Source organism: Pseudomonas sp. A014 (genome assembly GCF_052378495.1).
GTDB lineage: Bacteria > Pseudomonadota > Gammaproteobacteria > Pseudomonadales > Pseudomonadaceae > Aquipseudomonas > Aquipseudomonas machongensis.
In genome coordinates this window covers 1316888-1337048 of the sequence record NZ_CP199001.1, presented here as the reverse complement: position 1 = coordinate 1337048, position 20161 = coordinate 1316888, and the positions used below count along the sequence as shown (strand labels likewise).

The window sequence follows — 20161 nt, the reverse complement described above, 5'->3', positions numbered from 1 at the left end:
AGGCGCTCTGCTGCGCGCCCTCAGCCTCTGCCGATCCCGGCAAACCTGCCCTGGGTATGCTCGGCCAGCACTGCTGCTGCCAGCTCCACTTCCAGCCCGCGCCGTCCGGCGCTGACATGAATGCTGTCGAACTGCTGCGCCGACTCATCGATGAAGGTGCGCAGGCGCTTCTTCTGCCCCAAAGGGCTGATACCCCCGACCAGATATCCCGTGGCCCGCTGGGCCGCGGCAGGGTCGGCCATCTCGCACTTCTTGACCCCGGCAGCCTGGGCGAGCGCCTTGAGGTCCAGCGTGCCGATCACCGGCACCACCGCCACCAGCAACTCACCTTTCTCGCTGCTGGCCAGCAGTGTCTTGAATACCCGCTGCGGATCGAGCCCTAGCTTCTCGGCGGCTTCCAGGCCATAGGAGGCGGATTTGGGATCGTGTTCGTAGCTGAGCACGCGATGTTCGGCGCGCGCCTTCTTCAGCAGGTCGAGTGCGGGGGTCATGTACAGCTCCAGTCGATGACGGCGTGCCGGCTACTTTAGGGGAAATCCCGGAGGCCAGCCAGCGCACGTCGGGGCGTGCACCGGACCTGTGCAGGCAGGAGCATGTTCGCGGGTCAGAATGTGGCCGATGGTTCACTTTCGACCTTTGACATCAGCGTTTCTTGTCTATATTTTTTCGTTTCTGAAGAAAACACGCACATAAACAGTGCACATTCGTACACTCGCCGGTCGTTCATGGGGATGGACAACTGGCGTCGACAGCCGGGCGTCCTGCGCCTCACAACAAAAAGAACCGAAGGTCCTACATGACGACAGCTCTACGACAACCAACGCTTTCCGGCCAGTGCATGGCCGAGTTCCTGGGGACTGCGTTGCTCATCTTCTTCGGTACCGGTTGCGTGGCCGCGCTCAAGGTCGCGGGTGCCAGCTTCGGACTCTGGGAAATCAGCATCATCTGGGGCGTCGGCGTCAGCATGGCGATCTACCTCAGCGCCGGCGTTTCCGGCGCACACCTGAACCCGGCAGTCAGCATTGCGCTCACCCTGTTCGCCGGTTTCGACAGGCGCAAGCTGCCTTTCTATATGCTCGCCCAGGTCTGTGGCGCCTTCTGCGGTGCGGCCCTGGTCTACACCCTGTACAGCACGCTTTTCTTCGATTTCGAACAGGCGCACGGCATGGTCAGGGGCAGCCAGGCCAGCCTCGAGCTGGCGTCGGTGTTCTCCACCTATGCGCATCCATCGCTGTCCATCGGCCAGGCATTTCTGGTCGAAGTGGTGATCACAGCAATCCTCATGGCCGTGATCATGGCCCTGACCGATGACAATAACGGCCTGCCGCGTGGCGCCACCGCACCGCTGCTGATCGGCCTGCTGATTGCGGTGATCGGTAGCGCCATGGGGCCGCTCACCGGCTTTGCGATGAACCCCGCCCGGGATTTCGGGCCCAAACTCATGACATTCCTGGCGGGTTGGGGCGAAATTGCCTTCACTGGTGGACGGGACATTCCCTACTTCCTGGTTCCGGTGTTCGCACCGATCCTTGGCGCGTGCCTAGGGGCCGCGGGCTATCGCGTCCTGATCGCCCGCAACCTGCCGACGGCCGACGCCGCGAATCCAAAGACAGATGCTGCTACCCAGGGCGATACTCAAACTTCCTGAGACTGGCGCTGCGGGATCTCGCCCGCGCGCGCTGACTCACTCCCTTTTCGTGCAAGGCAACGACCATGACAGACACCCAGGATAAGAACTACATCATCGCCCTGGACCAGGGCACCACCAGTTCGCGGGCGATCATCTTCGACCGCGACGCCAATGTGGTCGGCACCTCCCAGCGCGAGTTCGCCCAACACTATCCGCAGGCCGGCTGGGTCGAACACGATCCGATGGAGATCTTCGCCACGCAGAGCGCGACCATGGTCGAGGCCCTGGCGCAGGCAGGTCTGAGCCACGCCCAGGTGGCGGCGATCGGCATCACCAACCAGCGTGAAACCACCGTGGTGTGGGACAAGGAAACCGGTCGCCCGGTATACAACGCCATCGTCTGGCAGTGCCGTCGCAGCACCGAGATCTGCGCCCAGCTCAAGCGTGACGGCCACGAACAGTACATCCGCGAAACCACCGGCCTGGTCACCGACCCGTACTTCTCCGGCACCAAGCTCAAGTGGATCCTCGACAACGTCGAAGGTGCCCGCGAGCGCGCCGAACGTGGCGAACTGTTGTTCGGCACCGTCGACAGCTGGCTGATCTGGAAATTCTCTGGCGGCAAGGTGCACGTCACCGACTACACCAATGCCTCACGCACGCTAATGTTCAACATTCACACCCTGCAATGGGATGACAAGCTGCTGGACATTCTCGGCATCCCGCGGCAGATGCTGCCCCAGGTGCGCCCGTCCTCGGAGGTCTACGGCCACACCAAGAGCGGTATCGCCATCGCCGGTATCGCCGGCGACCAGCAGTCGGCGCTGTTCGGCCAGATGTGCGTGGAGCCGGGCCAGGCCAAGAACACCTATGGGACCGGCTGCTTCCTGCTGATGAACACCGGCGACAAGGCCGTCACCTCGTCTCACGGCCTGCTTACCACCATCGCCTGCGGCCCTCGCGGCGAAGTGGCCTACGCCCTTGAAGGCGCAGTGTTCAACGGTGGTTCAACGGTCCAGTGGCTGCGCGACGAGCTGAAGATCGTCAACGACGCGCTCGATACCGAGTACTTCGCCAGCAAGGTGAAGGACAGCAATGGCGTCTACCTGGTACCGGCTTTCACCGGCCTCGGCGCACCCTACTGGGACCCGTACGCCCGCGGCGCCCTGTTCGGCCTCACCCGAGGCGTCAAGGTCGACCACATCATCCGTGCCGCACTGGAATCGATCGCCTACCAGACCCGCGATGTGCTCGACGCCATGCAGCACGACTGCGGCCAGCGACTCTCGGAGCTGCGGGTTGATGGCGGTGCGGTGGCCAACAACTTCCTCATGCAGTTCCAGGCCGACATTCTTGGCACCTGCGTGGAGCGTCCGAAAATGCGCGAAACCACGGCCCTCGGCGCCGCCTACCTGGCAGGCCTGGCCTGTGGTTTCTGGAGCAGCCTCGACGAGTTGCGTGACAAGGCGATCATCGAACGCGAGTTCAGCCCGCAACTGGATGACACGCAGAAAGAAAAGCTGTACGCGGGCTGGAAGAAAGCCATCGAGCGCACCCGCGATTGGGAAGATCACGAAGGCTGACCTCATCAGCCCACCCAATCCCGTTCAGCAACGGCCTTGCGCGCCCGATCACGGCGCAAGGCCGCTTCCACAGAAGCACCGGTCTCAGGCTAGCGACGACAGTCTACTGGTCGTCATCCCCTTCCTACGGCATCATTGCAGCATTTGTCCGGCAGCCCCAAAGGACCGCCCATGAATCTGCCCCCTCGCCAACAACAAATCCTCGAACTGGTGCGCGAACGCGGCTACGTCAGTATCGAGGAAATGGCGCAGTTGTTCGTCGTCACGCCCCAGACCATCCGTCGTGACATCAACCAGCTCGCCGAGGTCAACCTGCTGCGCCGCTATCATGGTGGTGCCGCCTATGACTCGAGCGTCGAGAACACCGCCTACGCCATGCGCGCCGACCAGATGCGCGACGAGAAACAACGCATCGCCGAGGCCGTCGCACGGCAGATCCCCGATCACGCCTCGCTGTTCATCAATATCGGTACCACCACCGAATCCATCGCCCGGGCCCTGCTCAACCACAGCCACCTGAAGGTCATCACCAACAACCTGCACGTGGCGTCGATCCTCAGTGCCAAGGATGACTTCGAAGTCCTGGTGGCAGGCGGTACGGTTCGCCGCGATGGCGGTGTCGTGGGGCAGGCCAGCGTCGACTTCATCAGCCAGTTCAAGGTCGATTTCGCCCTGGTCGGCATCAGTGGCATCGATGAAGACGGCAGCCTGTTGGACTTCGACTATCAGGAAGTACGGGTATCCCAGGCCATCATCGCCAATGCCAGGCAGGTCATCCTCGCCGCAGACTCCAGCAAGTTCGGGCGCAACGCCATGGTGCGCCTGGGCTCGATCAACCTGATCGACTGCCTGGTGACCGACCAGCATCCCACCCCCACGCTCACGCAACTGCTGAACCAGTACAAGATCCGCCTGGAAGTGGTCTGAGCGCGCAGCGCTGAACCTCACCGGTGGCGAGCCACCGGTGAAACAGCGCCATAAAATGTTCAATAATGTTCACTTTATTGCCATCTGATCAGTATTTTCTATGATCAGCGACTGGCGATGGCCTTTTTGTTGCGCTACTATTTTCGGAAACGAACATAGATGTTCACATTCGCTGTGAACCGCCCTCAGGAGGCCTTGCCCGTGTCCCAGCCTGTCCAGCCCCAGCCGCCCCTCGCCGACTGCTATGACCTCGCCGTGATCGGCGGTGGCATCAATGGCGTCGGTATCGCCGCCGATGCTGCCGGGCGTGGCCTGAAGGTCTTCCTGTGCGAGAAGGACGACCTTGCCCAGCACACCTCCTCGGCGAGCAGCAAGCTCATCCATGGTGGCCTGCGCTACCTGGAACACTACGAATTCCGCCTGGTACGTGAAGCCCTGGCGGAGCGCGAAGTGCTGCTGGCCAAGGCGCCGCACATCGTCAAGCCCATGCGCTTCGTGTTGCCACATCGTCCCCACCTGCGTCCGGCCTGGATGATTCGCGCTGGCCTGTTCCTCTACGATCATCTGGGCAAGCGCAAGCGCCTGGGCGGCTCGCGCAGCCTGCGTTTCGGTGCGGGCTATCCGCTCAAGCCGACGATCACCCGCGGCTTCGAATACGCCGATTGCGCAGTCGATGACGCTCGCCTGGTAGTGCTCAATGCCATGGCCGCACGTGAAAAAGGCGCCCACCTGCACACCCGTACCCGCTGCCTGCGCGCCGAGCGCGTCGATGGCCTGTGGCAGGTCGAGCTGCAGCATGCCGACGGCAGCCTGCAGACCATTCGCGCCCGCGCCCTGGTCAATGCCGCCGGTCCTTGGGTGGCAAGCTTCATCAAGGACGACCTCAAGCTCGATGCGCCCTACGGCATCCGCCTGATCCAGGGCAGCCATCTCATCGTGCCGCGGCTGTACGAAGGCGAACATGCCTACATCCTGCAGAACGAAGACCAGCGCATCGTCTTCTGCATCCCTTATCTGGACCGCTTCACCCTGATCGGCACCACCGACCGTGAATACAGCGGCGACCCGGCCAAGGTGGCGATCACCGACGCGGAAACCGACTACCTGCTCAAGGTGGTCAACGAACATTTCAATCATCAATTGTCACGCGCCGACATCCAGCACACCTACTCCGGCGTACGCCCGCTGTGCAACGACGAGTCGGACAACCCTTCTGCCGTCACCCGCGACTACACCCTGGCGTTGTCCGCCAGCGAGGGGCAGGCGCCCCTGCTTTCGGTGTTCGGCGGCAAGCTGACAACCTACCGCAAGCTTGCAGAATCAGCGATGACCGAACTCAAGCCTTTCTTCTCCCAGATGCGCGGCAGCTGGACTGCCAGCGCGCCATTGCCAGGGGGCGAAGGCATGACCAGCGTGCAGGCCCTGGTCGATGCCGTTCTGGCGCGCCACGGCTGGCTGCCGGTGGACATCGCCAAGCGCTGGGTGCTGACTTACGGCAGTCGTGTCTGGCGCCTGCTTGAAGGTGTACAAGGGCCGGATGACCTTGGTCAGTCGATCGGCGGTGGTTTGTTCAGCCGCGAGGTGGATTACCTGTGCGCTGCAGAATGGGCTGTCAGCGTGGACGATATTCTCTGGCGCCGCACCAAACTGGGCCTGTTCACCAATGCTGTCGAGCAACAGGCTCTGGCCGACTACCTGCAGCAGGCCGCCTCGAACCGGGCGCGAGTCCGCGCGGCCTGAGTCATTGACGGGCTGGCGCAACACCAGCCCGTCCCTTGCCTTGCAGGCGCGCAAACCCTTCAGGGCCCTGATGCGCAGGTCGAGCGTCCACTCGTCGATCACCTCGTATCCTTCTTCAATCTCCAGCCAAGCGCGTATGACGCGCGCTCTTATTTCGCTGAACCTGTAGTGACGTGCCCTTTTCACCCTGACCACTATGGTCATGACACCCGGCACCCACCCATTCGGATTTCCGAACGCTTTCATAACAGTCATTCGGAAACCCGCACGCCCACCCTTGGAAATAATTCGTCAGAAAAGATTAATTCCCAGGAAATTCGCGGCGTTATGATGAATGTCGGAGCTTGGCACGAGTCATGCTCTACACTTGGTAGCCGAACGCACACCGCTTCTTGTTGTGTTCGTTGAACGAAGAGTCCGCCAACGGCTCCATAAAAAAAACAAACGTCGAGGAAAATTTGATGCGTATCGTTCGTCAATTGCTGGGCGCTGCAATCGCCGCCGCCGTCATCGCTTCGCCGGTCATGGCCGAAGAGCTGACCGGCACCCTGAAGAAGATCAAGGATTCCGGCACCATCACCCTGGGCCACCGTGACTCCTCCATTCCGTTTTCCTACCTGGCAGGCAGCACTACACCCGTGGGCTACTCCCACGACGTCCAGCTGGCTGTGGTCGAAGCCCTGAAGAAGCAACTGGGCACCGACATCAAGGTCAAGTACAACCTCGTCACCTCCCAGACCCGCATCCCGCTGGTGCAGAACGGCACCGTCGACCTGGAGTGCGGCTCCACCACCAACAACGTCGAGCGCCAGCAGCAAGTCGGCTTCTCGGTTGGCATCTTCGAAGTCGGCACCCGTCTGCTGACCAAGGTCAAGGACGGTCAACCCTCCTACAAAGACTTCCCGGACCTGGCCGGCAAGAACGTCGTGACCACCGCTGGCACCACCTCCGAGCGCCTGCTCAAGGCCATGAACGCTGACAAGCAGATGAAGATGAACGTGATTTCCGCCAAGGACCACGGTGAAGCCTTCAACATGCTCGAAAGCGGCCGCGCCGTAGCCTTCATGATGGACGACGCCCTGCTGGCCGGTGAAATGGCCAAGGCCAAGAAACCGACCGACTGGGTCATCACCGGCACCCCGCAATCGTACGAAATCTACGGCTGCATGGTGCGCAAGGACGATGCGCAGTTCAAGAAAGCGGTCGATGACGCCATCGTCGCCTACTACAAGTCGGGCGCCGTGCAGAAGAGCTACGACAAGTGGTTCCAGCAGCCAATCCCACCGAAAGGCCTGAACCTGCAGTTCCCGATGAGCGAAGAGCTGAAGAAGCTGATCGCAGAGCCTACCGACAAGGCTGCGGACGAAACCAAGTCCTGATCCCCTGCTGAAATGGCCCGTGTGCTCCACCAAGCACGAATCCAACCGACGGGCCACGCATAAGTGTCTAACCTTTACTTCCGAGGGCGCCCAGCGCTCTTGGAAGTTCAAAGGTGCCCGTGAAACAACCGTCTGAGGGGAAATCCCGATGAATTACAACTGGGACTGGGGCGTGTTCTTCAAGTCCACTGGCGTGGGCAGCGAAATCTATCTGGACTGGTACGTCACCGGTCTGGGCTGGACCATCGCCATCGCCATCTGCGCCTGGATCATCGCCTTGCTGCTGGGATCGCTGCTTGGCGTCATGCGCACCGTGCCGAACCGTCTGGTATCGGGCATCGCCACCGCCTACGTGGAACTGTTCCGCAACGTACCGCTGCTGGTGCAGCTGTTCATCTGGTACTTCCTGGTACCGGACCTGCTTCCGGAGGGCCTGCAGGAGTGGTTCAAGCAGGACCTCAACCCGACCACCTCGGCACTGATCAGCGTGATCATCTGCCTTGGCCTGTTCACCGCCGCGCGTGTCTGCGAACAAGTGCGCACCGGTATCCAGGCCCTGCCCCGCGGACAGGAGTCTGCCGGGCGCGCGATGGGCTTCAGCCTGCCACAGATCTACATGAACGTGCTGCTGCCACAGGCCTACCGGATCATCATTCCGCCGCTCACCTCCGAATTCCTGAACGTGTTCAAGAACTCCTCGGTGGCGTCGCTGATCGGCTTGATGGAGCTGCTGGCCCAGACCAAGCAGACCGCCGAGTTCTCCGCCAACCTGTTCGAGGCCTTCACCCTGGCCACGCTGATCTACTTCACCCTGAACATGGGCCTGATGCTGCTGATGCGCATGGTCGAGAAGAAAGTTGCCGTGCCTGGCCTGATTTCCGTGGGAGGTAAGTAATGGACATGGATTTCAGCGAAATCATCCCTGCCCTGCCCGCCCTGTGGGACGGCATGGTCATGACCTTGCAACTGATGGTCATGGGTGTGGTCGGTGGTATCGCGCTGGGGACCGTCCTGGCGCTGATGCGGTTGTCGTCGAGCAAGCTGCTGGCCAATATCGCCGGCGCCTACGTCAACTACTTCCGCTCCATCCCGCTGCTGCTGGTGATCACCTGGTTCTACCTGGCCGTGCCCTTCGTCCTGCGCTGGATTACCGGCGAAGACACCCCGATCGGCGCGTTCACCTCCTGCGTCGTGGCCTTCATGATGTTCGAGGCGGCCTACTTCTGCGAAATCGTGCGTGCCGGCGTGCAGTCGATCTCCAAGGGCCAGATGGGCGCCGCGCAGGCACTGGGCATGACCTACGGCCAGTGCATGCGCCTGATCATCCTGCCCCAGGCGTTCCGCAAGATGACCCCGCTGCTGCTGCAGCAGAGCATCATCCTGTTCCAGGACACCTCGCTGGTCTACACCGTGGGCCTGGTGGACTTCCTCAACTCGGCACGCTCCAACGGCGACATCATCGGGCGCTCCCACGAGTTCCTGATCTTTGCCGGCGTCGTGTACTTCCTCATCAGTTTCTCCGCTTCCTGGTTGGTCAAGCGTCTGCAAAAAAGGATCGCCGTATGATTTCCATCAAGAACGTCAACAAGTGGTACGGGGACTTCCAGGTGCTGACCGATTGCACCACCGAGGTCAAGAAAGGTGAAGTGGTGGTGGTCTGCGGCCCATCCGGCTCGGGCAAGTCCACCCTGATCAAGTGCGTCAACGCGCTGGAGCCGTTCCAGAAGGGCGACATCGTGGTCGACGGCACTTCGATCGCCGATCCGAAGACCAACCTGCCCAAACTGCGTTCGCGGGTGGGCATGGTATTCCAGCACTTCGAGCTGTTCCCGCACCTGTCGATCACCGAAAACCTGACCATCGCCCAGCGCAAGGTGCTCGGCCGCAGCGAGGCGGAAGCCACCAAGAAAGGCCTGGCCTTGCTCGAGCGCGTAGGCCTCGGCGCCCATGCCAAGAAACACCCCGGCCAGCTCTCCGGCGGCCAGCAGCAGCGCGTGGCGATCGCCCGCGCCCTGTCGATGGACCCGATCGTCATGCTGTTCGACGAACCGACCTCGGCACTGGACCCGGAAATGGTCAACGAAGTACTGGACGTGATGGTCGAGCTCGCCCATGAGGGCATGACCATGATGTGCGTGACCCACGAAATGGGCTTCGCCCGCAAGGTCGCCAACCGGGTGATCTTCATGGACAAGGGCAACATCATCGAGGACTGCCAGAAGGAAGACTTCTTCGGCAACCCCGAAGGTCGCCACGAACGCACCCAGCACTTCCTCAGCAAGATCCTGCAGCACTGATGATCCCGGTGTCCGCTGCCTGCCAGGGCAGCGGACGCTGGTCGTGACAAGGCCACTGTGATGAAATGCGATCCTTCGCTACTTCGCCCTGCCAAGCCTGCCGTGAAATCCCGCCTGATCCGCCAACTGTTCCTCCCACCACTGATCGTCCTGCTGATGGTCGGTCTGGGCCTGGTCGGCTACATGATCAGCGAAAACAACGGCATCCGCGCCCTGAGCGAGAACGGCGAGCGCCAGCTCGAGCTGCACGCGCGCACGGTCGAAAGCGAAATCAGCAAGTACACCTACCTGCCGAGTCTGCTGGAGCTCGAAGACAGCGTCTCGCAACTGCTCGCCGAACCTGACGGCGGCTCGCGGCAGGTCGTCAACGAATACCTCGAAGGCCTGAACCGCCGCAGCCGCAGCCGGGCGATCTACGTCCTGGACACCAGCGGCCGGGTGCAGGCCACCAGCAACTGGCGCGACGCCGACTCCTTCCTGGGGGAAGACCTGGCCTTCCGCGCCTATTTCCAGGACGCCGTGCGCGGTCAGCCTGGGCGTTTCTACGGCATCGGCAGCACCACCGGGGAAGCCGGCTACTATCTGGCCCATGGCCTGGAAGAGCACGGCAAGATCATCGGCGTCGCGGTGATCAAGGTCCGCCTGGACACCCTGGAAGAGCGCTGGCAACGCGCCCGCCTCGAAGCATTCGTCAGCGACGAGAACGGCATCATCATCCTTTCCAGCGACCCCGCCCGGCGGTTGAAGTCGGTGCGCCCGCTTACCCCGCAGATCAAGGAAGAGCTGGCGCGCAGCCTGCAATACTACTGGTGGCCACTCAACGAACTGCAACCGCTGGCCCGCGAGACGCTGGGCGATGGTGTAGAAAAACTGACCTTCCCGGCCAACAGCGAAACCGCCCAGGGCAAAGTGCGTGAAGTCGCCTACCTGGCCCAGACCCGGCGCCTGGCTGACACCCCCTGGCACTTCACCCTGCTCACCCCGCTGCAGGATCTGCATCGCGAGTCGATGGTCCAGGGCATCCTGGTCGGCGTTGCCTTCGCCCTTCTGGCAATCCTCGGCATCGCCTGGAACGAGCGGCGCAAGGTGATCGCCACGCGCCTGGCCGCCCGCGAAGCCTTGGAAGAAGCCAATAGCCTGCTGGAGCGGCGGATCACCGAACGTACCGCCGACCTGCGTGCCAGCAACGAACGACTCAAGGGGCAGATCCGCGAACGACGTCACGCCGAGCAGACCCTGCGCCATGCCCAGGACGAGTTGGTCCAGGCCGGCAAGCTGGCAGCCATCGGGCAGATGTCGACCAGCATCGCCCATGAGCTGAACCAGCCGCTGGCGGCACTGCGTACCCTGTCGGGCAATACCGTGCGCTTCCTCGAACGCGGAGCCTTCGAGACCGCCAGCACCAACCTGCGCACCATGAACGACCTGATCGACCGCATGGGGCGCATCACCGCCAGCCTGCGCTCCTTCGCCCGGCGTGGCGAGGACAGCGGCCGCGCCTCGCTGGGCAAGGCGGTGGAAGCGTCCCTGCAGGTACTCGGCAACCGCATCGGCGCGTGCAACCTGCAATTGCATCGCCAATTCGATGACCAGCCGCTGGCGATCGACCAGACGCGCCTGGAACAGATCCTGGTCAACCTGCTTGGCAACGCCCTCGACGCCATGACCGCCCAACCCCAGCCGCAGCTGTGGCTGGAAGGCGAACTGGCAGGCGACAGATACCGCCTGCGGGTTCGCGACAACGGCCACGGCATTGACATCGAAGCCCGCAAGCACCTGTTCGAACCGTTCTTCACCACCAAACCGGGCGAGCATGGCCTGGGCCTGGGCCTGACCTTGTCGGCCAGCCTCGCCACAGCCGCCAAGGGCACCTTGAGCGTCGAGCACCCCGCTGGCGGCGGCACAGCCTTCATCCTCACCCTGCCCCTGGTCACCTCCCCCACAGACTCGGCCGATGCCCCATGAACGAAGGGTCCCCATGAACCAAGCACCCTTGACTGTCCTGATCGTCGAAGACGACCCCCACGTGCTGCTCGGTTGCCAGCAGGCGCTGGCGCTCGAGGATATCGCTTGCGAAGGCGTCGGCAGCGCCGAACAGGCCCTGGAGCGGATCGGTGACGATTTCGCCGGGATCGTCGTCAGCGACATTCGCCTGCCGGGCATCGACGGCCTGGAGCTGCTCAATCGCCTCAAGGCCCGCGACCGCAGCCTGCCGGTGGTGCTGATCACCGGCCACGGCGACATCGACATGGCCGTCGGCGCCATGCGCAACGGCGCCTACGACTTCATGGAGAAGCCGTTCTCGCCAGAGCGACTGGTGGATGTGGTACGCCGGGCGCTGGAGCAACGCGGCCTGTCGCGTGAAGTGGTCGCCCTGCGCCGGCAACTGGCCGGTCACAGCTCGCTGGAAGGACGGATCATCGGCCGCTCGCCTGCCATGCAGAACCTGCGCGAACTGATCGCCAACGTCGCCGACACCTCGGCCAACGTACTGATCGAAGGCGAGACCGGCACAGGCAAGGAACTGGTCGCCCGTTGCCTGCACGATTTCAGCCGGCGCCAGACAGCCCCCTTCGTGGCCTTGAACTGCGGCGGCCTGCCGGAAAACCTGTTCGAGAGCGAAATCTTCGGCCATGAAGCCAACGCGTTCACCGGCGCGGGCAAACGGCGGATCGGCAAGATCGAGCATGCCAATGGCGGGACACTGTTCCTCGATGAAGTCGAGAGCATGCCGATCAACCTGCAGATCAAGCTGCTGCGCGTCTTGCAGGAGCGCACTCTCGAGCGCCTGGGCTCGAACCAGAGCATCCCGGTGGACTGCCGGGTGATCGCTGCCACCAAGTCGGACCTGGACGCCATGGGCCAGGCCGGGCAGTTCCGCAGCGACCTGTACTATCGCCTCAACGTGGTTACGCTCGAGTTGCCGCCGTTGCGCGAACGCCGCGAGGACGTACTGCAGTTGTTCGAGCATTTCCTGCAGCAATCGGCGCTACGCTTCGACCGCGAAGTTCCCGAGCTGGACAGCCAGACATTGTCGCGGCTCATGGCTCATGACTGGCCGGGCAATGTGCGCGAGCTGCGCAACGTCGCCGAGCGCTATGCGCTGGGCTTGCCGGCGTTCAAGAAGGCCGGTGGCAGTGCGAGCCAGGGGCTGGGCTTTGCCGAGGCGGTGGAAGCGTTCGAACGCAACCTGCTCAGTGATGCCTTGCAGCGCACTGGCGGCAACCTCAGCCAGGCCAGCCAGGAGCTGGGCATGGCCAAGACGACGTTGTTCGACAAGGTGAAGAAGTACGGGTTGGGCTGACGGGGCTCAGCGCCACCCGACTCAAAGCCCAGCCAGGTGCGTCGCATCCTGACGATGCGCCTTCAGGTAGGGCAGCACCGCCGCGAGCAACGGCGCCTTGAACGGCTCCTGGAAGCGGTGCGCCAACCCCGGAATCAAGCGTAACTGGCTGCCCTGGATGTGCGCCGCCAGGTGCACCCCATGCATCACCGGGAGCAGCGGGTCGGCCGTGCCATGCACGACCAGCGTAGGCACACGCAACTGGTTGAGCAGCGCCACCCGGCTCGGCTCCGCCAGGATCGCCATGATCTGGCGCTTGACCCCCTCCGGATTGAACGCCCGGTCATAGGCCAACGCCGCCTGCTGCAACAGCACCGCGCGATCATCGTGCACCGTCGGGCTGCCCAGAGCCGCCAGCAGGTCGGCCTGCTGCTCCAGCGCCACTTCACGGCTCGGTGCACTACGCCGCGCCAGCAACTGCACCAACGCAGGATTCGGCGCCGGCAAGCCTTCGGCACCGGAGCTGGACATGACCAGCGTCAGGCTGCGCACACGCTGCGGCGCCATGGCAGCAAGGTGCTGGGCGATCATCCCGCCCATGCTGACCCCCAATACATGGAACTGCTCGATCCCGAGCTCATCCATCAGGTGCAGACCGTCACCGGCCATGTCAGTCAGGCTGTAGGGCGCCGCCACTGGCAGGCCAAGCTTGTAGCGCAGCAACTCGACGGTGAGGTTGGCCGAAGCCGGTGCCTGGTTCCAGCGCGACAGGCCAACATCGCGGTTGTCATACCGGATGACCCGAAAACCTTGGCGACACAAGGCCTCGACCACATCATCCGGCCAGTGGATCAATTGCCCGCCCAGGCCCATGACCAGCAGCAGTGCCGGATCCCCCGGCGCACCAACGCTCTGGTAGACCAGGCTCAACTCACCCAGCTCGGCTCGCTGCACCGGCACATGGGCATCGCACCGGCCGGCGGCGAAACCTGTCGGTGCCCCGCACAACAAAAGAAAGAAGATCAGAAAAACCCGCATGGAAGGAAACACCAGAATGCAAATCCCCAGTAGAGCGCGAGTCTGATGAAATCCCTTCGGTGGCGCTGCCACAGTTGCGTGACAGTTTGATTAATGTCGCCGAACGGTCATCTGCAGGGTGCTGTCGACAGACACAGCAACATGAGAGAAACTCAACCCAATCGATCTTTTACCAAGTGTTTCTCCCGGAGTTGCAAGTGCTGGAAATCCGTCACCTGAAAACCCTTCATGCCCTGCGCGAAGCCGACAGCCTGGTGGAGGCCGCCGAGCGCCTGCACCTGACCCAGTCGGCGCTGTCGCACCAGTTCAAGGAGCTGGAAGAGCGCCTGGGGATGCAACTGTTCGTGCGCAAGACCAAGCCGATCCGCTTCACCAGTGCCGGCCTGCGCCTGCTGCAACTGGCCGACGCCACCCTGCCGCTGCTGCGTGGCGCCGAACGCGACATCGCCCGCCTCGCCGGCGGCACCGCGGGCCGCCTGCACATGGCCATCGAGTGCCACAGCTGCTTCCAGTGGCTGATGCCAACCATCGACCAGTTCCGCGATGCCTGGCCGGAGGTCGAGCTGGACCTGGCCTCGGGCTTTGCCTTCGCCCCCTTGCCTGCGCTGGCCCGGGGCGATCTCGACCTGGTGGTGACCTCCGACCCGCTGGACCTGGCTGGCATCACCTACGTGCCGCTGTTCACCTACGAAGCCATGCTTGCGGTGGCCAACCAGCACGCGCTGGCGAGCAAGCCCTACATCGTTCCGGACGACCTGGCCGACCAGACCCTCATCACCTACCCGGTGGAGCGTGATCGCCTGGACATCTTCACCCGCTTCCTCGAGCCGGCCGATATCGAACCGGCTGCGGTGCGCACCTCGGAGCTGACAGTGATGATGATGCAGCTGGTCGCCAGCGGTCGCGGGGTGTGCGGCATGCCGCACTGGGCATTGCACGAGTACAGCTCGCGCGGCTACGTGAAGGGCAAGCGCCTGGGCGAGAAAGGCCTGTTCGCCACGCTCTATGCCGCAGTGCGCACCGACATGCTCGATGCGCCGTACATGCGTGATTTCCTGCTGACCGCCAAGGATACCTCGTTCGCCACCCTCGACGGTGTCAGCGCGGTGCGCTGAGGCCCTCACGCCACAGCGGCAGGATCAGGTCACGGGTCAAGGGTGCCAGTGCCAGGGTTGGCGCCTGATCGGCCGCCAGCCAGTGAACTTCGTCGATTTCCGCGGCCGGGATCACCGCCTCGGCGCATTCGACGCGAAACAGCTCGGCCTGTACTTCAAAACCCGGCTCATTGGCCGCCGGAGCGCTGAAACGGCCAAGGTGCACGGCCTGCTCGGGGTCGATGCGCACGCCCAGCTCTTCGTGCAGCTCGCGCACCAGCGCCTGGACCGGCGTTTCACCGGCATCGATCTTGCCACCCGGTTGCATGAAGGCCTGGGTGCCGCGCTTGCGTACCAGCAAGGTACGGCCCGCCGGGTCGATGAGCAGGGCGGCGGCGATATGGATAGTCTTGGTCATGGGGGCATTCCTGGACAGAGGCTGGCGAGGATACCTGATGCAGCGCGCTCTGAGCGGGTTTACCGGGGCAAACGCCAGCTCCGCCCTAAGCCGGACGAACGGCCCCTTGCCAACCACCTCGCCAAACGCCATAAACACTGCATGAACCTGCCCGCACAGCAGCACCCAGTGCTCGACCTGTTTCACCCCGCCGTCGGCACCTGGTTCCGGCAACGCTTCGCCACCGTCACCGACGCCCAGGCCCGCGCCTGGCCGCTGATCCACGCCGGCCAGTCGATGCTGCTGGCCGCTCCGACCGGCTCGGGCAAGACCCTCAGCGCCTTTCTCGCAGTGCTGGACGAACTGTTTCGCCAAGGTCTGGAGCACGACGGCGAGCTGCCCGCGCAAACCCAGGTGATCTACGTTTCACCGCTCAAGGCGTTGTCCAACGACATTCGCCTCAATCTCCAGGCGCCTCTCGAAGGCATCGCCCAGGCACTCGCCGAGCAAGACCTGAAAGCACCACACATCACCACCGCCGTGCGCACCGGCGATACACCGCAAAAAGACCGCGCAGCCATGCGCAAACGCGCACCGCACATCCTGGTGACAACCCCTGAATCGCTGTACGTACTGCTCGGTTCGGCCTCGGGTCGTGCCGGGCTGAATCAGGTGCACACGGTGATCGTCGACGAGATCCACGCCCTGGCCGGCAACAAGCGCGGCTGCCACCTGGCACTGACCCTGGAGCGCCTGCAAGCCCTGTGCGGCCGACCGTTGCGCCGCATCGGCCTGTCGGCCACGCAGCGCCCGGTCGAGCGGGTGGCGCAGTTCCTGGTCGGGTATCAGCGGCCCTGCGCCATCGTCGATGTCGGCCACAGCCGCGAGCGCGACCTGGCCATCGAGGTGCCGCCCGTGCCGCTGGGTGCGGTGATGGCCACGGATGTCTGGGAACTGCTCTACGACCGACTCGCTGCCCTGGCCCGCGAACACCGCACCACGCTGGTGTTCGTCAACACCCGGCGCCTGGCCGAACGCCTGACCCGGCACCTGAGCGAGCGCCTGGGCCAGGACGCAGTCGCCGCCCACCATGGCAGCCTGGCCAAGGAGCATCGCCTGTCAGCCGAACAGCGCCTGAAGGCTGGTGGTCTGCGGATGCTGGTAGCTACCGCGTCGTTGGAGCTGGGCATCGATATCGGCGACGTCGACCTGGTGTGCCAGATAGCCTCGCCCGGCTCCATTGCCGCCTTCCTGCAACGCGTCGGCCGCTCGGGGCACCAGGTCGATGGCATTCCCAAGGGCCGACTGTTCCCTACCTCGCGTGACGACCTGATCGAATGCGTGGCCCTGCTCGACTGCGTGCGCCGGGGCGAGCTGGACCTGCTGCACATCCCCAACGCGCCACTGGATGTACTGGCCCAGCAGATCATCGCCGAAGTCAGCAACCAGCCTTGGCCAGAGCAGGCGTTGTTCGACTGCCTGCGCGCCGCGATGCCCTATGCAGGGCTTGACCAGGCGCATTACCAGGCCCTGCTGCAGATGCTCGCCGAGGGTTACAACGGCCGCCAGGGTGTACGCAGCGCCTACCTGCATCGCGACGCAGTGAATGGCACCCTGCGTGGACGTCGCGGCAGCCAGCTCACTGCCCTGACCAGCGGCGGTACCATCCCCGAGACTGCCGACTACAGCGTGCTGCTCGAACCCCAGGCACTGAACATCGGCAGCGTCAATGAAGACTTCGCGGTGGAAAGCATCGCCGGCGATATCTTCCAGCTGGGCAATGCTTCCTATCGCATCCTGCGCGTGGAGCCCGGGCGGGTACGGGTCGAGGATGCCCATGGCCTGCCGCCGACCATCCCCTTCTGGCTCGGTGAAGCGCCGGGGCGCAGTGACGAATTGTCCACCGCAGTCGCGCGCCTGCAGGCACGTCTCGATGAGCAGCTGCAGCAGCATGCAGGCGACCAGTCCCACGTGCTGCAGTGGCTGAAAGCCGACTATGTGCTGGACGACGACAGCGCCAGCCAGTTGCTCGACTACCTGGGCCGTACCCAGCAAGTGCTGGGCGCCCTGCCGTCGCAGCAGACACTGGTGATGGAGCGCTTTTTCGACGAGTCCGGCGGCACCCAACTGATCATCCACTCCCCCTACGGCAGCCGCATCAACCGCGCCTGGGGCCTGGCCCTGCGCAAACGCTTCTGCCGCACCTTCAATTTCGAATTGCAGGCGGCGGCCAGCGAAGATGCGATCGTGCTGTCGCTGTCCACCAGCCACAGCTTCGACCTCGATGAAGTGTGGCGCTACCTGTCGAGCCGCACCGCCGAGCAGGTGCTGGTCCAGGCACTGCTCGACGCGCCGCTGTTTGGTGTGCGTTGGCGCTGGAACGCGGCCGTGGCGATGGCCCTGCCGCGCTTCATCGGAGGGCGCAAGGTAGCGCCGCAGATCCAGCGGATGAAGAGCGAAGACCTGGTCGCCACAGTGTTCCCCGACCAGATCGCCTGCCTTGAAAACATCGTCGGCGAGCGCCAGATTCCCGACCATCCGCTGGTGCAACAGACCCTCGACGATTGTCTGCACGACGCCATGGACAGCGAGGGCTGGCTGGCACTGCTGCGGCGCATGGAAAGCGGCGAGGTGCGCCTGCTCAGCCGCGACCTGCCCGCCCCCTCACCGCTGGCCGCGGCCATCCTCAATGCTCGTCCCTATGCATTTCTCGACGATGCACCGCTGGAGGAGCGCCGTACCCAAGCGGTGCTCAACCGACGCTGGAACGAAGTGCGCAGCGGCGACGACCTCGGCGCGCTGGATGCCGATGCGATCAGTGCGGTCGCGGATGAAGCCTGGCCAAGACCGCTCAACCTCGACGAAATGCACGAGGCGCTGATGAGCCTGGGCACGATCACGCAAGCCGAGGTGCAAGCCAACGATGGCTGGGCAGCCCTGCTCGGGCAGTTGGCAGACGCTGGCCGTGCCTGCCGTCTGGACACCTGCGGCCAGCCGCTGTGGCTGGCTCGCGAGCGCCTGAAGTCGATGACCACGCTGTACCCCGACGCTTCGCTCGCCCCTGCCCTGCAGCCCTTGCCCGGGTTCGACCAGGTCGTCGATGCGGATAGCGCCTTGAGCGATCTGCTGCGTGGCCGCCTGAGCGCCTTCGGCCCACTCACCCTGGCGCAGATCGCCACGCCATTGAGCCGCAGCGAGAGCGACGTCGAACAGGCGTTGGCGCGGCTGGAGCGCGAAGGCTATGTCTTGCGCGGGCACTTCAGCCCAGGTCAGCCGCCGCTGCAATGGTGCGAGCGTCACCTGCTGGCACGCATTCACCGCTATACCGTCAAGCGCCTGCGCCGGGAGATCGAACCGGTCAGCCTGCAGGATTTCATGCGTTTTCAGTTCGACTGGCAGCACCTGAGCCAGGAGGAACGCCTGCGCGGGCCGCAGGCGGTAGCGCAGGTGCTCGGACAGCTCGAGGGCCTCCCCTGCGCCGCCGGGGCCTGGGAGGCGGAGCTGTTGCCTGCGCGGATCAAGGACTACAGCCCGCACTGGCTTGACGACGCCTGTCGCAGTGGCCAGTGGGCCTGGACGCGGCTGGCCGCCAGTGTGTCGAGCAGTACCCTGTCGAGTACGCCGCTGGTGCTTCTGCCGCGCGAACGCCTCGCCCTGTGGCGCAGCCTGGCCAGCATTCCGTCGCCCGAGGCGCTCGGCGCACGGGCACAGCGCGTGCACCAGGCTTTGCAGGCCCATGGCGCGCTGTTCTTCGACGAGCTGGCCGAGCAAGCCCGCCTGCTGCCCAGCGAGCTGGAAAACGCCCTGCAGGAACTGGTCGGCTCGGGGCTGGCGGGCGCCGACAGCTTCAGCGGTGTGCGCAGCCTGATAACGCCGGCGGCCAAACGTTCGTCACGCAATAGCCGCCGCGGTCATCCACCGCTGTCCAGCAGCATGGTGCAGGCCGGTCGCTGGGCGCTGCTGCGGCGCAGCACTGGCGAACAGGACAGCGACCAGCGCCTGGAACATATAGCCCGCAGCCTGTTGCGTCGTTATGGGGTGATCTGCTGGCGCCTGCTGGAGCGCGAAAGCGCAGCACTACCACCATGGCGCGAACTCCTGCGCTGCTATCACCGGCTGGAGGCACGCGGGGAAATCCGTGGCGGGCGGTTCATTGCCGGGCTAGCCGGCGAACAGTTCGCCCTGCCCGAAGCCGTGGGGTTATTGCGCCAGGTGCGGCGGCGGGAAGTGGACGGGGCGCTGGTGGTGGTCAGCGCCAGCGATCCATTGAACCTGGTCGGCACTCTGCTGCCAGGTAGCAAGCTACCGGCTGCGGGGGGCAACCGCCTGCTGTATCGCGACGGCGTGCCGGTGGCAGTGCGGATCGCGGGCAACTACCGGTTTCTGATCGAGGGACCGGCCGAGGAACAGCAAACCTGGCGCCAGCGCCTGTTGCGCGACAACTGAGCGCACCTAAACCTTCGCGGCAAACCCTGCAAAACGCTTGTTGAACCCGGCCACTCGCCCCTCGACAGTCGTTTTGCGCTGCTGACCGGTGTAAACCGGGTGCGATGCACTGGACACATCCAGCGCCACGTAGGGGTAGGTCTGGCCGTCGCTGTGAACCTGGGTGCGATCCGTTTCCACGGTCGATCCGATCAGAAAGAACACATCCGCCGCCGTGTCGTGGAACAGCACGGGACGATATTCGGGATGGATACCTGCTTTCATGAAAATCACCTCGGTCATTAATTAATACTTTATAACATACTACATTGAGAATGATTTTCGATACCCGAAATTTCATTTTCCCT

At 63.8% G+C, this 20161-nt stretch carries 16 protein-coding genes; 12 read left to right on the top strand and 4 right to left on the bottom strand.

Annotated elements, in window-relative coordinates:
• Window positions 1-20 precede the first annotated feature (20 nt).
• Window positions 21-491 carry a Cys-tRNA(Pro) deacylase gene (gene ybaK / locus ACTYOL_RS06360; protein ID WP_063543428.1) on the bottom strand — a complete coding sequence of 157 codons (471 nt, stop codon included), beginning with the start codon at window positions 489-491 and terminating at the stop codon, window positions 21-23.
• Window positions 492-796: 305 nt separating this feature from the next.
• Between ybaK and ACTYOL_RS06355 the strand changes: the two genes are divergently transcribed.
• The 10 genes from ACTYOL_RS06355 to ACTYOL_RS06310 all read left to right on the top strand — a co-directional run bounded on the left by ACTYOL_RS06355 (window position 797) and on the right by ACTYOL_RS06310 (window position 12860).
• Entirely contained in the window at window positions 797-1648 is an 852-nt protein-coding gene (locus tag ACTYOL_RS06355; protein WP_112897605.1) for an MIP/aquaporin family protein, read from the top strand.
• 65 nt (window positions 1649-1713) lie between these two features.
• A complete protein-coding gene (gene glpK / locus ACTYOL_RS06350) occupies window positions 1714-3213 on the top strand; it encodes a glycerol kinase GlpK (RefSeq protein WP_063543426.1) in 1500 nt (499 codons plus the stop codon).
• Window positions 3214-3384: 171 nt separating this feature from the next.
• Window positions 3385-4140 (top strand): DNA-binding transcriptional repressor GlpR, encoded by a 756-nt coding sequence (gene glpR, locus ACTYOL_RS06345; protein ID WP_063543424.1) that lies wholly within the window; start codon window positions 3385-3387, stop codon window positions 4138-4140.
• A 201-nt stretch (window positions 4141-4341) separates the two neighbouring features.
• Window positions 4342-5880, top strand: a complete 1539-nt coding sequence (glpD, locus tag ACTYOL_RS06340; RefSeq protein WP_153774003.1) for a glycerol-3-phosphate dehydrogenase — start codon at window positions 4342-4344, stop codon at window positions 5878-5880.
• A 461-nt stretch (window positions 5881-6341) separates the two neighbouring features.
• On the top strand, window positions 6342-7259 hold the full coding sequence (locus tag ACTYOL_RS06335; protein WP_054891803.1) for a glutamate/aspartate ABC transporter substrate-binding protein: 918 nt from the start codon (window positions 6342-6344) through the stop codon (window positions 7257-7259).
• 148 nt (window positions 7260-7407) lie between these two features.
• Window positions 7408-8154, top strand: coding sequence for an amino acid ABC transporter permease (locus tag ACTYOL_RS06330; RefSeq protein ID WP_054891804.1), 747 nt, complete (start codon window positions 7408-7410; stop codon window positions 8152-8154).
• The gene (locus ACTYOL_RS06325; protein WP_054891805.1) at window positions 8154-8825 is read left to right on the top strand and encodes an amino acid ABC transporter permease; all 672 of its coding nucleotides are present in this window, start codon (window positions 8154-8156) and stop codon (window positions 8823-8825) included. Before ACTYOL_RS06330 ends, ACTYOL_RS06325 begins: the two co-directional genes overlap by 1 nt.
• Window positions 8822-9556: an amino acid ABC transporter ATP-binding protein gene (locus ACTYOL_RS06320; RefSeq protein WP_065863099.1), complete on the top strand. Its 735-nt coding sequence runs from the start codon at window positions 8822-8824 to the stop codon at window positions 9554-9556. Before ACTYOL_RS06325 ends, ACTYOL_RS06320 begins: the two co-directional genes overlap by 4 nt.
• A 60-nt stretch (window positions 9557-9616) precedes the next feature.
• Window positions 9617-11521 carry a sensor histidine kinase gene (locus tag ACTYOL_RS06315; RefSeq protein ID WP_063543422.1) on the top strand — a complete coding sequence of 635 codons (1905 nt, stop codon included), beginning with the start codon at window positions 9617-9619 and terminating at the stop codon, window positions 11519-11521.
• Between the two features lie 13 nt (window positions 11522-11534).
• Window positions 11535-12860 (top strand): sigma-54-dependent transcriptional regulator, encoded by a 1326-nt coding sequence (locus tag ACTYOL_RS06310; protein WP_054891808.1) that lies wholly within the window; start codon window positions 11535-11537, stop codon window positions 12858-12860.
• Between the two features lie 21 nt (window positions 12861-12881).
• Here ACTYOL_RS06310 and ACTYOL_RS06305 read toward each other — a convergent pair whose 3' ends face one another.
• Window positions 12882-13877 carry an alpha/beta fold hydrolase gene (locus ACTYOL_RS06305; RefSeq protein ID WP_054891809.1) on the bottom strand — a complete coding sequence of 332 codons (996 nt, stop codon included), beginning with the start codon at window positions 13875-13877 and terminating at the stop codon, window positions 12882-12884.
• Between the two features lie 197 nt (window positions 13878-14074).
• Between ACTYOL_RS06305 and metR the strand changes: the two genes are divergently transcribed.
• Window positions 14075-14992 (top strand): transcriptional regulator MetR, encoded by a 918-nt coding sequence (metR, locus tag ACTYOL_RS06300; protein WP_054891810.1) that lies wholly within the window; start codon window positions 14075-14077, stop codon window positions 14990-14992.
• Here metR and ACTYOL_RS06295 read toward each other — a convergent pair.
• Window positions 14976-15389, bottom strand: a complete 414-nt coding sequence (locus ACTYOL_RS06295) for an NUDIX hydrolase (RefSeq protein WP_125930577.1) — start codon at window positions 15387-15389, stop codon at window positions 14976-14978. The two genes, metR and ACTYOL_RS06295, sit on opposite strands and share 17 nt — an antisense overlap.
• Before the next feature lie 141 nt (window positions 15390-15530).
• Between ACTYOL_RS06295 and ACTYOL_RS06290 the strand changes: the two genes are divergently transcribed.
• A complete protein-coding gene (locus ACTYOL_RS06290) occupies window positions 15531-19814 on the top strand; it encodes a DEAD/DEAH box helicase (RefSeq protein ID WP_444757678.1) in 4284 nt (1427 codons plus the stop codon).
• Window positions 19815-19820: 6 nt separating this feature from the next.
• Here ACTYOL_RS06290 and ACTYOL_RS06285 read toward each other — a convergent pair whose 3' ends face one another.
• Window positions 19821-20078 (bottom strand): type B 50S ribosomal protein L31, encoded by a 258-nt coding sequence (locus ACTYOL_RS06285; protein WP_054891864.1) that lies wholly within the window; start codon window positions 20076-20078, stop codon window positions 19821-19823.
• Window positions 20079-20161 lie beyond the last annotated feature (83 nt).

What these genes read in the sequence shown, in the direction of transcription:
- ybaK (WP_063543428.1), bottom strand. Translation starts at nt 491, where the DNA reads ATGACCCCCGCACTCGACCTGCTGAAGAAGGCGCGCGCCGAACATCGC.
- ACTYOL_RS06355 (WP_112897605.1), top strand. Translation starts at nt 797, where the DNA reads ATGACGACAGCTCTACGACAACCAACGCTTTCCGGCCAGTGCATGGCC.
- glpK (WP_063543426.1), top strand. Translation starts at nt 1,714, where the DNA reads ATGACAGACACCCAGGATAAGAACTACATCATCGCCCTGGACCAGGGC.
- glpR (WP_063543424.1), top strand. Translation starts at nt 3,385, where the DNA reads ATGAATCTGCCCCCTCGCCAACAACAAATCCTCGAACTGGTGCGCGAA.
- ACTYOL_RS06335 (WP_054891803.1), top strand. Translation starts at nt 6,342, where the DNA reads ATGCGTATCGTTCGTCAATTGCTGGGCGCTGCAATCGCCGCCGCCGTC.
- ACTYOL_RS06330 (WP_054891804.1), top strand. Translation starts at nt 7,408, where the DNA reads ATGAATTACAACTGGGACTGGGGCGTGTTCTTCAAGTCCACTGGCGTG.
- ACTYOL_RS06325 (WP_054891805.1), top strand. Translation starts at nt 8,154, where the DNA reads ATGGACATGGATTTCAGCGAAATCATCCCTGCCCTGCCCGCCCTGTGG.
- ACTYOL_RS06320 (WP_065863099.1), top strand. Translation starts at nt 8,822, where the DNA reads ATGATTTCCATCAAGAACGTCAACAAGTGGTACGGGGACTTCCAGGTG.
- ACTYOL_RS06315 (WP_063543422.1), top strand. Translation starts at nt 9,617, where the DNA reads ATGAAATGCGATCCTTCGCTACTTCGCCCTGCCAAGCCTGCCGTGAAA.
- ACTYOL_RS06310 (WP_054891808.1), top strand. Translation starts at nt 11,535, where the DNA reads ATGAACCAAGCACCCTTGACTGTCCTGATCGTCGAAGACGACCCCCAC.
- ACTYOL_RS06305 (WP_054891809.1), bottom strand. Translation starts at nt 13,877, where the DNA reads ATGCGGGTTTTTCTGATCTTCTTTCTTTTGTTGTGCGGGGCACCGACA.
- ACTYOL_RS06295 (WP_125930577.1), bottom strand. Translation starts at nt 15,389, where the DNA reads ATGACCAAGACTATCCATATCGCCGCCGCCCTGCTCATCGACCCGGCG.
- ACTYOL_RS06290 (WP_444757678.1), top strand. Translation starts at nt 15,531, where the DNA reads ATGAACCTGCCCGCACAGCAGCACCCAGTGCTCGACCTGTTTCACCCC.
- ACTYOL_RS06285 (WP_054891864.1), bottom strand. Translation starts at nt 20,078, where the DNA reads ATGAAAGCAGGTATCCATCCCGAATATCGTCCCGTGCTGTTCCACGAC.